Genomic DNA, 14049 nt, shown 5'->3' with positions numbered 1-14049 from the left:
GTCAGGCGTGATCGGGGAGGAGAGCGATGCCGTCGTCGTCGGCGTGGAGGATGTCACCGGGGCGGAAGATGATGCCGCCGATGGTGACGGGGACGTCGACGGATCCGGTGGCGTCCTTGCCGCTCTTCCGGGGGATGGTGCCCAGCGCCTTGATGCCGAGCCGGAGGCCGGCGAGGGCGGCGCTGTCGCGGACCGCGCCGTGGAGGACGAGGCCGGCCCAGCCGTTGTCCTGAGCGGCGGTGGCGATGAGATCGCCGACCAGGGCGGTGCGCAGGGAGCCCTGCCCGTCGACGACGAGGACACCGCCGTCTCCGGGAGTGCGCAGGAGATCGCGGAGCAGGCCGTTGTCCTCGTGGCAGGAGACGGTACGGACGGGGCCGGCGAAACCGCGCCGGGCGCCGAACTGGCGGAACGGCAGATCGCACACCCGCAGGGCGGGGCCGTACTGGTCGACGAGGTCGGCGGTGGGGACGAGGCTGACTGTTCGGGGCACTGATGGCGGTCTTTCGCTAGGGGCTGCGGCGCCGGCTTCCTGCCGGGGCGTCAGGGGGATGCGGGAGCGAGCGCGGCCCGTCAGGGGAGTGCGGGAGCGAGCGCGGCAGCCTGTTCGGGGGTGAGGGGGCGGGTGGTGTGCCCCCGCAGGAGGAGGTGGAGCCTCGCGGTCTCCTCGAGCTCCTCGATGGCGTCCGCCGCCTGCTCCAGCGTGGCTCCGGCCGTGACGGGACCGTGGTTGGCGAGGAGGACCGCGTGGTGGGTGCGGGCGGTCCGCTCGGCGAGGGGCCCCAGGCCGCTGTCGCCGGGAGCGTGGTACGGCAGCAGGGGCAGGGTCCCGACGCGCATGGCGTAGTACGCGGTCAGCGGCGGGAGGACGTTCGCGGGGTCGAGGCCGCCGAGGCAGGAGACCGCGGCGGCGTGCGGGCTGTGCAGGTGGACGACCGCGTGTGCGGTGGGCCGGGCCCGGTAGAAGGCGGCGTGGAGGAACGCCTCCTTGGTGGGCCGGGGGCCGTCGAGGTGACGGCCCGTCAAGTCGGTGCGGGACAGCTCGGTCTCCATGACGGTGCCGAGGCCGGCGCCGGTGGGGGTGAGCAGCAGGCTGCCGTCGGCCAGGCGGACGGACAGGTTGCCGGTGGAACCGTGCGTCAGTCCGCGCCCGAAGAGTGAGCGGGCGGTCCGTACGATCAGCGCGCGCGCCGCCGTCTCGTCGGTGTAGGCGGTCATGTGGCCTTCCCGGTGGTTTCGAGGGCGCGGGTGAACAGGTCGGGGGCGCCGAAGTTGCCGGACTTGAGCATGAGGGCCACGTCTCCGGCCCCGGTGGTGGCGTGGGTCCAGGGCACGCCGGGATCGGCTTCCTCGCCGACCAGGACGGTCCGGATGCCGAGGGCCGTGGTGACGGCGCCGGAGGTCTCCCCGCCCGCGACGAGCAGCCGCCGTACGCCGCGTTCGACGAGGTGGGAGGCGAGGGTGCCGAGGAGTTCCTCGACCCGTGCGGCGGCCTCGGCGACACCGAGCCGGGCCTGGACGGCGGCCAGTTCCTCCGGCGAAGCGGAGGCGTGGACGAGGACGGGCAGCTCGGGATCCTGCCGCTCGTACCAGGCCAGTGCCTCGCCGGTGACGTCGCGGCCGGAGGCGGCGGCCAGGACGTCGAGGCGGAGGGAGGGCAGGCCGGCGGCGTGGAAGTGCGCGATCTGCTCCAGGGTGCGGGCGGAGCAGCTGCCCGCGAGGACGGCTGCCCGTCCTCCGCGCGGCAGCGGCTCGCCGGCGGCCGGCCCGGCGGCGGGGTAGGCATGCCCGAGTCCCTCGGCCAGTCCGGCGGCCCCGGCGACGACCGGCAGTTCGAGCGCGGCGGCACCGAGCACGGCAAGGTCGTCGTCGGTCAGGGCATCGGCGACGACATGCCGTACACCGGACTGCTGATGGGCCACGAGCGCTTCGCGGACGGCCTGGACGCCACGGCGCACGGTGTGCCAGTCGATCAGGGCCACCTGGTGGCGGGTCTGCGCGGACAGCAGGCGCACCAGTGCGGAGTCCGTCATGGGGTTGAGGGGATGGTGGCGCAGGGGGGAGTCGGACAGCAACTGGTCGTGGACGAACAGATGCCCCTGGTAGACGGTGCGGCCGTTGGGCGGGGAGGCCGGACAGTGCAGCGTGACGGCGGCACCGGCGGCGTCCAGGAGCGCGTCCGTGACCGGACCGATGTTGCCCCGGTCGGTGGAGTCGAAGGTGGAGCAGTACTTGAAGTAGACCTGTGCCGCGCCCTTGCTCCACAGCCAGCGCTGGGCGGCGAGCGAGTCGGCGACGGCCTCGTCGGCGGGCGTGGAACGGGACTTCAGGGCGACCACGGCGGCGTCGCAGTCGGCGGGCAGCGCGGTGGTCCCGTCCGGGGTGCCGAAGACCAGGGCGGTGCGCAGGCCGGCCCGCCGGAAGGCGGCGGCGACATCGGTGCCGCCGGTGAAGTCGTCGGCTGTGCAGCCGATGCGCAGGGTCATGGTCGGGGGTCTCTCCTCGGGCGTACGGGCGTGCGGGCGTGCGGGCGGAGCGTGGGACCGGGGCGGGCGGCGGAGTCACCCGCCCCGGAGCGGATGGGTCAGTTCTGGCCTGCGGCGCCGATGGCCTTGATGACGGCGGCGGTGAACTCGGTGGTGGAGGCGGAGCCGCCGAGGTCGCGGGTGGAGGTGCCGGCGGCGATGGCGTCGGCCACCCCCTGCTCGATGGTCTTCGCGACGGTGGCGAGCTTCTCGTCGCCGTGCTGGGCGGCGAGCCACTCGAACAGCATCGCGCCGGACAGGATCATCGCGACCGGGTTGGCGATGTTCTGCCCGGCGATGTCGGGGGCGGAGCCGTGGGACGCCTGGGCCATGGCGGTGGTGGCGGAGGCGTTGATGGAGGGCGCGGTGCCCAGCGAGCCGGAGATCTCGCCGGCCAGGTCGGAGAGGATGTCGCCGAACATGTTCTCGGTGACGATGACGTCGAAGTCCTGGGCGCGCCGCACCAGGTGGACGGTCATGGCGTCGATGTGGAAGTCGTCCACGGCCACGTCCGGGTAGTCCTTGGCGACCTCCTGGCACACGGTGCGGAACAGGCCGGTGGTGAGCTTGAGGACGTTGGCCTTATGGACGATGGTGAGCTTCTTGCGGCGCGAGCGCGCGAGGTCGAAGGCGACCCGGGCGACACGCTCCGTGGCCTCGCGGGTGATGATGCCCATCGCGATCGCGGTGTCGGGCGTGGGCATGAACTCGCCGGTGCCGGCGAAGGTGTTGCGGTCGGCGTAGAAGCCCTCGGTGTTCTCGCGGACGATGACCAGGTCGGCGCTGTCGCAGACGGCCTTGGCGCCGGGGAAGCTCTTGGCGGGGCGGATGTTGGCGAACAGCTCGAAGTGCTTGCGCAGGGTGCCCGAGGGATTGAGGGCGGACTTGTGCGGCTCGGGGTAGCTGACGGAGTCGTGCGGGCCGAGGTACCAGCCGTCCAGACCGGCGAGGGCCTTTGAGGTCTCCTCGGGGACGGGCGTGCCGTGGGACTCGATCGCGGATGCGCCGAGCGGCAGGGTCACCCAGTCGACGGAGACGCCGGCGGCCCGGGCGGCGGCGGTGGCGATCTCCACGGAGGAGGGGACGATCTCGGGGCCGATGCCGTCGCCCTCCAGGACGCCGAGGCGGTAGGTGGTGGTGCTCATGGTGCGGTTCCTCTCTGGGGATCTGGATCTGTCGGTCGTGTGGGGGCGAGGCCGGTAGCGGCTGCTACGTCAGGGTGGCGGCGGCTCGGGTGAGGGCGGTCCGGGACCGGGCCGCGGCCTCGCGGCTGTCATCGTCCTGGGTGTGTTCCAGCGTCAGCCACCCGGTGAAGCCGCCCTGGTGCAGGGCCTGCAACAAGGCGGGCAGCCGGGGGTCGCCGGCCTCCAGCGGGCCCCGCGTGCCGGATGCGGCGAGCTGGAGGCATCCGGTCACGCGGGCGTGGTCGGTGACGGCCCGCACGGCGTCGATGCCTTCGGCTTCGAGGTGGTGGGTGTCCTGGACCAGTCCGGCCGGGGCGTCGAACGCCTCGACGACGGCGAGGGCCTGCTCGGGGGTGTGCCACAGGGAGGTGTTGGCCCGTGACTGCGGCTCCAGCAGCAGTCGGCTGCCGCAGGCGGCCGTTTCCTCGGCCAGCCGCCGCACCGCCCCCGTGGCCCAGGCCCGTTGCACGTCCTCCAGCCCCGGCAGGAATCTGCCGCGGGTCTGACCGAGGGTCAGCGGTACGCCGAGGGCTCCGGCCAGGCGGGCCGCGCCCAGCAGCCGGTCGAGGGCGTGACGGCGTACGTCCGGCGAGGGGTCGGTCAGCGTCAGGCCGTCCTGCCCGGCGACCGGTCCGGTGGCGATGCCGAGGACGGTCAGGCCGCTTCCCCCGACGGTCCGGACCAGTGCGTCCGCGTCGTGCGCGGTGACCTCACGGACCTGGACCTCGACACCGTCGTAGCCGAGTTCGGCCAGCTGCCGGACGGCCTCGGCGAGCGGTGCGGCGAAGCCGAGCGGCACGGGCGTGCGGCAGTCGTCGCCGGAGACGGTGTAGGCGAGCGGCCAGGGCAGGGGCGCGGTCACGGCGTCACCGCGGCTTCCGCCCGGCCGGGAGCGCGGGTGAGCAGGCCGCGCAGTTCACGGGCGGCGGCGCCCGCACCGTCCAGGACGGGCACGCCCAGCAGGGCGGACAGGGCCGCGCGGGCCGGGGTGAGGGAGTACTGGGCGAGCAGCACCGCGTCGGCGTCGCCGGCTCCGGCGGCCTGGAGGGCGTCCGCCAGGTGGCGGGCGGTCTCTTCGGCATCGGCCGGACCGGCCGCGCTCTCGCTCAGCGCGGTGACGATGTCGACGGGCCGGCCGGCCCGCACCGCCGGGGCGAGCGCCTCGAGCTGGGCCACGGCGGCCGGGACGGCGGGCGCGGTGGAGGCGACGACGGCGACCCGTGCGAACGGGCCGGCCAGGGCGGCCTGGAACATCGCCTCGTCGGACTTCAGGACGGGCACGTCCCACAGGGTGCGGGCGGTGTCGACCACTTCTCCGTAGGAGGAGCACGTCAGCAGCACCGCCTGGGCGCCGCCCTCGATCACATGGCCGATGAGGCGGAGCATGCGCCGGCGCAGCGCGTCGCTGAGGCCGCCGACGGCGCGGGCGTCGTCCAGCAGCCGGTCGTCCAGCACATTCCAGACCGTGGCCTGCGGAAACTCATGCGCGAACGCCTCCTGGGCGGTGCGGGCCGCGGCCGGCACGGCGTGGATCATGGCGACCAGGGGTTGGGGTTCGATCACCGGGGCTTCTTCCTCTTCCGGTAGGCGGGGACCGGCAAGGGTCCCGATCCCGGCCCGCCGCGGTCCGCGCGGGGAACGCTCCGTGACGCGGAGGGTGAGCAGGCTCGCAGGCTCGGATGGGGTGACGGCAGCGTTTCGTGCTGCTGCCGTGCCGCCACTGTAGAAGCAACCGGTAAACCGGTCAACCGGTTGACCTTGTGGGTGTGGAGGTTGCCGGTCCGGGGGTCCCGGTCCGGGGGTCGCCGGTTCGGGGGGTGCCGGCCCGGGGGGCGACCCGGAGGCCGACGGTCCGGAGGGTGCCAGTTCATGGTCCTTCGGTCCATGGCCCGTCGGCGCGGGGTCCACCGGCCCGACGCGGGACGACCCGGCGCGGGACGCCCAGGCGAGGTAGGGCCGCCTGGCGCGGGACGACCCGGCACAGGACGCCCAGGCGGGATACCGCCAGGCGGGATACGGCCTGGCGCGGGACGCCCAGGCGAGATACGGCCTGCGCGGGACGCCCCGGCGAGGTACGACCCAGGTGGAACGCCCCAGAGCGAGGCGGACTACTCCTCGCGCTGCTCCAGTGCCTCCATCAGGCGCCGGGACGCGCCCTCCATGTGGGCGGCCATCGCCGAGCGAGCGGCCTCGGCGTCCCCCCGGGCGACCGCTTCGAAGATCGGCACATGGTCGTCGTAGGCCACCTTGCGGGTCCGTACCGACCCCGTGCGCTCCACCCATCCGCGCTGGATCATCGCCCGCATGCCCTTGAGCATGTCCCGCAGCACCACGTTGTCGGCCAGCTCCCCGAGCGCCGCGTGGAAGGCGGTGTCCGCTTCGGGGAACTCCTCGTCCGAGCACTCCCGCATGGCGGTCAGGCGGGCGCGCAGCAGCTCGACCCCGGCCTCGTCACGGGCCTGTGCGGCCAGGCCGGCCACGACCACCTCCAGCTCCGCACGGGCCTGCACCATGTCCCGGGCCCCCCGCTCGCCCAGGACGAGCCCCAGTTCGAACAGCCGGTAGAGCACATCCGAGTCGGCGCCGCGGAAGTACGTCCCGCTGGACTGCCGGATCTCCAGCAGCCCGAGGAAGCCGAGCGACTTGATCGCCTCCCGCACGGTGGGCCGGTTCACCCCGAGCATCTCCGTCAGCTGCCGCTCGGAGGGGATGCGGTCGCCGGGCTGCACCTCGCCGGACATCAGGTAGTCGATCAGTCGGCGGGAGACCTCGGCGGCCAGCGGCTCCCGTGGCTCGACCGTGATCCTGGCGAGTTCGGCCATCGCATTCCTCACTTCGGTATGGACGCAGGTATTGACGCGACAGCAGGATTCTAGTTACCTACCGGCAATCCGGTTAACCGGTTGTCCGGAACGCCGGTGATGGGTCTTCCTCGATCTCCACAGCCGCCCGGGAAGCCCTCGCCTCGTCAGGCGCACCCTCGCCGTCCGCCGCGTTCACCGGGCTTCGCCACGCCCAGCGCCGGGCGGGCACGCACCCACAGGAGCCGCACGCACCATGACCGCCCCGCTGCTCGAGCCGAGCACGGCGCCACCACCGCTGCCGGACGCCGCCCGGCCCGCCACGCACTGAGCAGCGAAGTCCCCTCCGCCGCCCGACCAACAGCGGCTCTTCAGCCCTGCCCCAAGGAGCAACGATGCTCGCCGTCCTCGGCTTCGCCACCCTGGGCAGCTTCATGCTGCTCGTGATGCGGAAGTACCTCTCCGCGTTCACCGCCATCATGCTCACGCCGATCGCCGCCGCCCTCGTCGCGGGCGAAGGAGCCGAGCTCGGCGACATGATCATGAACGGCCTGGACACCGTCGCGCCCACCGCCGCGCTTCTGCTGTTCGCCGTCCTCTACTTCGGCCTCATGATGGAGGCCAAGCTCTTCGAGCCGGTCTGCCAGGCCATCGTCCGCGCCTCCAAAGGCGATCCGGTCCGCATCTGCGTCGGCACCGCGGTCCTGGCGCTGTGCGTGGCCCTCGACGGCGACGGCACCACCAGCTACATGATCATCTGTTCGGCGTTCCTGCCCATCTACCGGCGCCTGGGCATGAATCCCCTCATCCTCGCCACCCTCGCCACCATGGCACTGGGCACCATCTCCGGCACCACCCCCTGGGGCGGTGCCGCCACCCGCGGCATCAGCGTGCTGCACCTGAACGCCGGTGACTACTTCGTCCACATGATCGGTCCCATGGCCCTCACCAGCCTGGCCATCATCGCCGTCGCGTACTGGCTCGGCCTGCGGGAACGCCACAAGATCGACGCCGAGAAGCTCGCCGCCTACAAGCTGGAGATCGCCTCCGGCGAGGCGTTCGAACCGGTGAAGGCGGACTGGCGCATGTGGTTCAACGCCGGCCTCACCCTGTTGCTGATGGTGCTGCTCATCCTGGAGGTCGCCGACCTCCTGGTGCTGTTCATGGTCGCGTTCGTCATCGCCCTGCTCGTCAACGTCCGCAGCATCGGCGATCAGCAGGACCTCATCAAGCGCCAGGCCGCCAACGCGGTGCCCGTCGTGATCCTCGTCCTCGCCGCCGGCGTCTTCACCGGCATCATGACCGACTCCGGCATGATCAAGGCCATGGCGGACGCCGCCCTCGCGATCGTCCCCGACTCCATGGGCAACCTCATCCCGTTGTTCACCGCCGTCCTCGCCCTGCCGCTCGGCTTCTTCATGTCCAACGACGGCTACTGGTTCGGCGTCGTCCCCGTCCTCGCCGAATCGGCCGCCCATTACGGCATCGACGCCAACGAGATCGCCCGGGCCGGCGCCATCGGCCAGATCCTCCACTCGATGGGCCCCACCAGCGCGCCCCTCTGGGTCCTCCTCGGCCTGGTCAGGACCGAACTCGGCGACTTCCAGAAGCACGCCCTGCGCTGGGGCATCCTCGTCTCCGCCGCCTACATCCTGTTCGCCGTCGTCACCGGCGCCATCAGCGTCACCTGAGCCGCCGGGCGGAAACCCCCGCCCTACGGCATGCAGCGGCGGACGCGCCCCGCGAGACGTACGGCGGGGCGCGTCCTGTTCGCTCGGCCGGCGGTCACTGGCTGGCACTGGCTCCCGCTCACCTGCCCGGCGGGCATTCGCGTTCTGCTCACCTGGCAGGTCCGCCGAGCCCGCCGGGCCCGCCGAGCCCATCGGGTCCGCCCAGGCTCTCAGGCGCCCTCGACGGCGTCGTGAACCGCCCACCCCATGTCGCCGGCGCACCAGCTGATGTTGCCGAGGACGGCGACGTCCAGACCGTGCCGCGGGTAGTGGTAGAGGCGGGCACTGACACCGTCCTCCTCGCCCGTGTGGCCCCAGCGGACGACGGTCCCTTCGTCGTCGAGGATGTGGGTGAGGCCGAAGCCGTACATCCAGCGGTAGCCGCGGACCTTCTCCTCGCGCTCGTCGACCTGCGGGGTGAGCGCCAGGCGGGTGGTCTCCTCGTTCAGCAGCCGCCCGCCGCGCAGTGCGTCGGCGAAAGCCGTCAGGTCGGCGGCGGCACAGACGGCCCCTCCGTCGGCGGCGGCAGCGGGAGTGGTGGCGTAGTGGTTGGTCCGGTACGGGGTGGGGCTGTCTGCGGGGGTGAGGTATCCCTCGGCGATGTCCGGCCCCAGGTCGTCCAGGGCCCAGAAGCCCGCCGTGCCCATTCCGGCACGGGCGAAGACGTCCTCGGCGACGACCTCCTCGTACGAGCGGCCGGTCACCGATTCGATGAGCAGGCCGAGCAGGATGTACCCGGCGCCGTTGTAGAGATGACGTTCGCCGGGAGGAAAGTGGGACTGCTTGCCGGTGAACAGCGGCAGGTAGTCCTTGTTGCTCCGCAGCAGGTAGAGCGGGTGGGAGGAAGTGAGGGCGGCCCATTCGGCCGCCCAGTCGTCGCTGCCCTCCTCGAACCAGTCCCCGATGCCCGCCGTCATCGTCAGGGCGTGACGGACCGTGACACGCGGATCGAGCCGGGGCATGTGGTCCTTCACGAAGTCCACCAGCGCGTCGTCCAGGCGGACCTGCTTCCGCTCGACGAGCTGCAGGACGGCCACCGCTGTGAACGTCTTGGAGACCGACGCCACCCGGAAGCGCGTGTCGCACGAGTTCGGTACGGACCACCGCCGTGACGCCATCCCGAACGCGCGGGCGAGCACGGGCTCTCCCCGCCGCGTGACACGGACCGTGCCGGAGAACCCCTTCTCCGCCGCCACCTCGGTGACCGCTTCCTCCAGACGAGCCGGATCGCATCCGTCAGCCCTCGTCACGATCGCCACCGCAGCTCCCACGCAGAAGATGTTCACCGGACCCCGGTGATGATCGTCAGCTTCCTGCCCGCGGGCAACCGCTTTACCGTGACCGCCCCGCCGCGGCGAGGACCGTGCGGCCTGCGGCGACACCTCACCGGCACCGGCACCGGCCCGCGCGGGGTGCCGAGATCCTCGAGTCAGCCACACGCGGCCATACCGGGCGCGTGGGCACGGGCCGGGGCGTCGGCGGGGTCGACCCTGCGCGTGCCGCGTTTCTGACCGTCTGCGAGCGGGAGCCGTGGCCGGCTTCGGGAGCCAGGCCGTGACGGTGGCGGAAGTTGTAGATGAGCGGGTTTTGCTCACAGCGGGCACAGTCGTGGTGCTCAATCCATCGGCCTCCGACGGTGACGACATCTTGACGGGGGCCCCGGGCGGCACCACGATGCCGTGGGAGCGCTCCCAAAGTCGAACGTTCGACACTTGTCATCACTGTCACCACTCCCGCCCCTCCCGTGCGGAAGGACACTGAGCCGTGCCCCACCTTCCATCCCCCCGATCCCCGCTGCCCGCGCCGGCCCGGCGCGGACGAACGCGCCGCCGCAGACACGCGGTGCTCGCCACCGTCGCCGTGGCCGGACTGCTGGGCGGCGCCATAGCAGGGTCCGCCACCGCCACCGCCGCCGAGGCCCGCGCGGCGGACGGACCCGAACTCGTCTCCAACGGCGACTTCTCGGCCGGCACCACCGGCTGGTGGTGGACCGAGAACTCCCCGGGCGCCGTCGTCGACGGACGCCTGTGCGCCGATGTCCCCGCCGGTACGGCCAACCCCTGGGACGCCATCCTCGGCCAGAACGGCCTGCCCCTGACCACGGGCGAGAGCTACACCCTGCGCTACACCGCCACCTCCACCACCCCGCTCACCATCCGCGCCAACGTGCAGATGGCCACCGAGCCGTACACCGCCGAGCTGAACGCGGCCGACCCGGTCGGGACGACGGCGGAGACCTTCGAGCACGTCTTCACCGCCGGGGCCGACCACACCGCGGCCCAGCTCGCCTTCCAGGTGGGCGGCGGTGAGGGGGCGTACACCTTCTGCGTGGACGACGTCTCGCTGACCGGCGGCGCGGAGCCGCCCGTCTACGAGCCGGACACCGGCTCACCGGTGCGTGTGAACCAGGTCGGATACCTCACCGACGGGCCCAAGACCGGAACCTTCGTCACCGAGAGCACCGAGCCCCAGACCTGGGTGCTGAAGGACGGCGACGGCACGGAGCGGGCGCGGGGGAGGACCAGCCCGGCGGGCGTCGACTCCACCTCCCGGCAGAACGTCCACACCTTCGACTTCAGCGCGGTCACGAAGGCCGGTGACGGCTACACCGTCAGCATCGGTGAGGAGACCAGCGAGCCGTTCACCATCGGTGACGACCTCTACTCCGACCTGCGCAGCGACTCGCTCGCGTACTTCTACCACAACCGCAGCGGCATCGAGATCGACGGGGACCTCGTCGGCGAGGAGTACGCGCGCCCGGCCGGGCACATCGGCGTGGCGCCCAACCAGGGCGACACCGACGTGCCGTGCCAGGCGGGCGACTGCGACTACCGGCTCGACGTCTCCGGCGGCTGGTACGACGCGGGCGACCACGGCAAGTACGTCGTCAACGGCGGTATCTCCGTCGCCCAGGTGATGGCCACCTACGAGCGCACCCTGCACACCGACGGCGCGGACGGCACCGCCCTCGGCGACGGCAAGCTCCGCGTCCCCGAGCGCGGCAACAGCATCCCCGACATCCTCGACGAAGCCCGCTGGCAGATGGACTTCCTGATGCGGATGCAGGTGCCCGAGGGCGAGCCGCTGGCCGGCATGGTGCACCACAAGATCCATGACCGCGCCTGGACCGGGCTGCCGCTGCTCCCGTCCGCGGACCCGCAGCCCCGCGAACTGCACCCGCCGACCACGGCGGCGACCCTCAATGTCGCGGCCACCGCCGCCCAGTGCGCCCGGCTGTTCAAGCCGTACGACGCGGAGTTCGCCGCCAAGTGCCTGAAGACGGCCCGCAGCGCCTGGGCGGCCGCCAAGGCACACCCGGACGTGCTGGCCGACCCGAACGACGGCGTGGGCGGCGGCGCCTACCCCGACACCGATGTGCGCGACGAGTTCTACTGGGCGGCGGCCGAGCTGTTCGTGACCACGGGCGAGGACACCTTCCGCCAGGCGGTGCTGGAGTCCCCGCTGCAGGGTGACACCGACGCGGTCTTCCCCCGCGGCGGGCTGTCCTGGGGCTCCGTGGGCGGGCTGGGCGCGCTGAGCCTGGCCACCGTGCCCAGCAAGCTCACCGGCAGCCAGCTCTCCTCGGTCCGCGCGATGGTGCTGGAGGCGGCCGACGGCTATGCGGCGGACTCCCGCAACTCGGCCTACGGAGTGCCGTACGCCCCGGAGGACGACGCCTATGTCTGGGGCTCCAACAGTCAGGTCCTCAACAACATGGTCGTCCTCGCCACGGCCCACGACCTGACCGGTGAGACCGGCTACCGGGACGCGGTGCTGCACGGCATGGAGTACCTGCTCGGCCGCAACCCGCTCAACCAGTCCTACATCACGGGCTACGGCGAGCGGGACTCCCGCAACCAGCACCACCGCTTCTGGGCGCACCAGCTCGACGCCTCGCTGCCGAACCCGGCGCCCGGCTCCGTCGCGGGCGGCCCGAACGTCGGCATCGAGGACCCGGTGGCCCAGGACAAGCTCAAGGGCTGCGCCCCCGCGATGTGCTACATCGACGACATCGAGTCCTGGGCGACGAACGAGATCACCATCAACTGGAACGCCCCGCTGGCCTGGGTCGCGTCGTACCTGGACGACCTCGGCGGCGGGGAGCCGGGCGGTGGGAACCCCGGCGGCGGCGAGGTGTGCGAGGTCACCTACCACTCGTACCGCTGGAACAGCGGCTTCACCTCGCAGGTCACGCTGAAGAACACCGGTGAGACCGCGATCAGCCCCTGGGAGCTGAAGTGGTCCTTCGCGGACGACCAGCGCATCACCCAGGCCTGGAGCGCCAAGGTCACCCAGACCGGGCGGGACGTGGTCGCACGGCCGGAGAGCTGGAACACCACCATCGCGCCCGGCGCCACGGTGAACTTCGGCTTCAACGGCACGGCGAGCGGCTCGCCGTCCGATCCGCAGGCCTTCACGCTCGGCGGCAAGAGCTGCGGCGTGGTCCGGTAGATCACCGGCAACGCCGGAATCGGTGAGGACCGGCCGGTGCGGCGCCCCTCGTGGCGGTGCACCGGCCGGTTGCCGCGTACGCCTTACGGATGGAACCGCCACCGGCCTTCGGAGACGACGTCCACCTTGTCGTCACTGACGCGGACGGCGGTCTCGTCGTCGATGAAGTGGACGGGGAAGTCCGCCCGTTCGACGATGCGATCTGCCCAGGCGTCGTCCCGCTCCGGGAAGTCCGGCGAGTACAGATGCGGCTTCAGATACCAGTCGAAGAGCCCGAAGGGCGGCTCCACGGTCGTCGCGCCGAGTGCGTGCAGGTCGCCGGCGTCCCCGATGACGTCGGCGGAGTGTTCCGTGAGGTTCCGGCTGAAGATCATCGATCCGGCGCTCACTCCTACGTAGACCCGGCTCTCCAGCGCCCTCAGAAAGCCTTCGGCGAGGTCGTTCCCGGTGATGCTGCGCGCGAGGTGGTAGTGGTTGCCGCCGCCGACGTGGACGACGTCGGCACGGAGCAGTCGGTCGAGCACCGTCTTCTGCGGCAGACCGTTCAGTTCCAGGACGTCGAACTCCCGCCAGCCGAGGCCGTGCAGTCGGTTGATGTCCGCGACGAACCACCCGTGGTCCCCGGATTCGGCGACGGACGCCGTCGGTATGTACACGATGTTCGCGGACCCGAAGGGCTTTCCCAGCATGTCCCGCAGCGCTTCCCGCAAGGTTTCGTTGCGCAGGCCGCCGGACGTCAACAGAAGATTCACCGCGGGAGCCAACCACGGCAGGCCAGGCGTGCGCAACGCACTTGCTCCCGCCCTCGCCGGGTGGTGGCCTCGTCGTTGCCGACGGCAGCGCCGATAAGGTGCCGCGCCCACGTCGGCAACGCCCTCGGCGCCTGGCTCGGCGGCCTCGCGATCAGCGCCGGCCTGGGCTACACCGCGCCGCTGTACGTGGGCGCCGCGATCGTGACGCTCGGCCTGGAGGCCGAGACGTTCGCCGACCAGGGCACCGAACGGCGGGTCGTGGCGGCGGTCAGCAGGATCGCGCCGATCGCGACGCTGAGGGCCTATCCCGAGACGGGCCACCCGGCCGCGGCCTCGGAGACGTCCGGATCCCGGCTCACCTGCGGCAGCAGGTCCGCGATCACGAACTCGGTGAGGCCGATCCCGAAGCCGCCGAGCGCCAGCGCGACCGACCCGGCGGGCGTCCCCCGCGACCCTCCCTCCTGGTGGATGTTCACGCGGACATCATGGGTCTCGGCCGTCGCACCCGACAAGGTTCCGCCGCCGCCCGGAGCATGCTGATCGTCTTGGCTTGCCGAAGCCCAACGGCTTTGCCCCTGACGGGACTTCGCGGGAGGCTCTGTCGT

General features: G+C 72.1%; 11 protein-coding genes and 1 pseudogene. 2 read left to right on the top strand and 10 right to left on the bottom strand.

All coding sequences use genetic code 11. The features are described from left to right. Position 1: 1 nt before the first annotated feature. The 7 genes from rraA to IE242_RS07665 all read right to left on the bottom strand — a co-directional run bounded on the left by rraA (position 2) and on the right by IE242_RS07665 (position 6531). Positions 2-493 (bottom strand): ribonuclease E activity regulator RraA, encoded by a 492-nt coding sequence (gene rraA, locus IE242_RS07695; protein WP_189856707.1) that lies wholly within the window; start codon positions 491-493, stop codon positions 2-4. 80 nt (positions 494-573) lie between these two features. Further along, positions 574-1218: a 3-oxo-tetronate 4-phosphate decarboxylase gene (gene otnC, locus IE242_RS07690; RefSeq protein ID WP_189856705.1), complete on the bottom strand. Its 645-nt coding sequence runs from the start codon at positions 1216-1218 to the stop codon at positions 574-576. Beyond that, a complete protein-coding gene (gene otnK, locus IE242_RS07685) occupies positions 1215-2486 on the bottom strand; it encodes a 3-oxo-tetronate kinase (RefSeq protein WP_189856704.1) in 1272 nt (423 codons plus the stop codon). The genes otnC and otnK overlap by 4 nt, the downstream gene beginning before the upstream one ends. A gap of 98 nt (positions 2487-2584) precedes the next feature. After that, a complete protein-coding gene (locus IE242_RS07680; protein ID WP_189856703.1) occupies positions 2585-3670 on the bottom strand; it encodes an isocitrate/isopropylmalate dehydrogenase family protein in 1086 nt (361 codons plus the stop codon). Between the two features lie 64 nt (positions 3671-3734). Next, positions 3735-4571 (bottom strand): sugar phosphate isomerase/epimerase family protein, encoded by an 837-nt coding sequence (locus tag IE242_RS07675; protein WP_229858428.1) that lies wholly within the window; start codon positions 4569-4571, stop codon positions 3735-3737. After that, positions 4568-5272 carry an aspartate/glutamate racemase family protein gene (locus IE242_RS07670; RefSeq protein WP_189856702.1) on the bottom strand — a complete coding sequence of 235 codons (705 nt, stop codon included), beginning with the start codon at positions 5270-5272 and terminating at the stop codon, positions 4568-4570. Before IE242_RS07670 ends, IE242_RS07675 begins: the two co-directional genes overlap by 4 nt. 545 nt (positions 5273-5817) lie before the next feature. After that, positions 5818-6531: a FadR/GntR family transcriptional regulator gene (locus IE242_RS07665; RefSeq protein WP_189856701.1), complete on the bottom strand. Its 714-nt coding sequence runs from the start codon at positions 6529-6531 to the stop codon at positions 5818-5820. Positions 6532-6905: 374 nt separating this feature from the next. On the opposite strand from IE242_RS07665, the gene IE242_RS07660 reads away from it, so the two are divergent. Next, complete coding sequence (locus IE242_RS07660) at positions 6906-8201, top strand: CitMHS family transporter (protein ID WP_189856700.1); 1296 nt, start codon at positions 6906-6908, stop codon at positions 8199-8201. Positions 8202-8410: 209 nt separating this feature from the next. Here IE242_RS07660 and IE242_RS07655 read toward each other — a convergent pair whose 3' ends face one another. Continuing rightward, on the bottom strand, positions 8411-9490 hold the full coding sequence (locus tag IE242_RS07655; RefSeq protein ID WP_229858424.1) for a serine hydrolase domain-containing protein: 1080 nt from the start codon (positions 9488-9490) through the stop codon (positions 8411-8413). 592 nt (positions 9491-10082) lie between these two features. On the opposite strand from IE242_RS07655, the gene IE242_RS07650 reads away from it, so the two are divergent. Next, positions 10083-12692, top strand: a complete 2610-nt coding sequence (locus IE242_RS07650; RefSeq protein WP_373299492.1) for a glycoside hydrolase family 9 protein — start codon at positions 10083-10085, stop codon at positions 12690-12692. A gap of 83 nt (positions 12693-12775) precedes the next feature. Here IE242_RS07650 and IE242_RS07645 read toward each other — a convergent pair whose 3' ends face one another. Both IE242_RS07645 and IE242_RS37440 read right to left on the bottom strand, forming a co-directional pair. Then, complete coding sequence (locus tag IE242_RS07645) at positions 12776-13444, bottom strand: Type 1 glutamine amidotransferase-like domain-containing protein (protein ID WP_189856699.1); 669 nt, start codon at positions 13442-13444, stop codon at positions 12776-12778. A gap of 305 nt (positions 13445-13749) precedes the next feature. Then, a pseudogene (locus IE242_RS37440) lies at positions 13750-13914 on the bottom strand (MFS transporter); the annotation flags it as partial. Between the last annotated feature and the right edge of the window lie 135 nt (positions 13915-14049).

It is taken from the genome of Streptomyces poonensis, from assembly GCF_014650915.1.
Lineage (GTDB): Bacteria > Actinomycetota > Actinomycetes > Streptomycetales > Streptomycetaceae > Streptomyces > Streptomyces poonensis.
This window is presented reverse-complemented; position numbering and strand designations above follow the sequence as displayed.

What these genes read in the sequence shown, in the direction of transcription:
- otnC (WP_189856705.1), bottom strand. Translation starts at nt 1,218, where the DNA reads ATGACCGCCTACACCGACGAGACGGCGGCGCGCGCGCTGATCGTACGG.
- otnK (WP_189856704.1), bottom strand. Translation starts at nt 2,486, where the DNA reads ATGACCCTGCGCATCGGCTGCACAGCCGACGACTTCACCGGCGGCACC.
- IE242_RS07680 (WP_189856703.1), bottom strand. Translation starts at nt 3,670, where the DNA reads ATGAGCACCACCACCTACCGCCTCGGCGTCCTGGAGGGCGACGGCATC.
- IE242_RS07665 (WP_189856701.1), bottom strand. Translation starts at nt 6,531, where the DNA reads ATGGCCGAACTCGCCAGGATCACGGTCGAGCCACGGGAGCCGCTGGCC.
- IE242_RS07660 (WP_189856700.1), top strand. Translation starts at nt 6,906, where the DNA reads ATGCTCGCCGTCCTCGGCTTCGCCACCCTGGGCAGCTTCATGCTGCTC.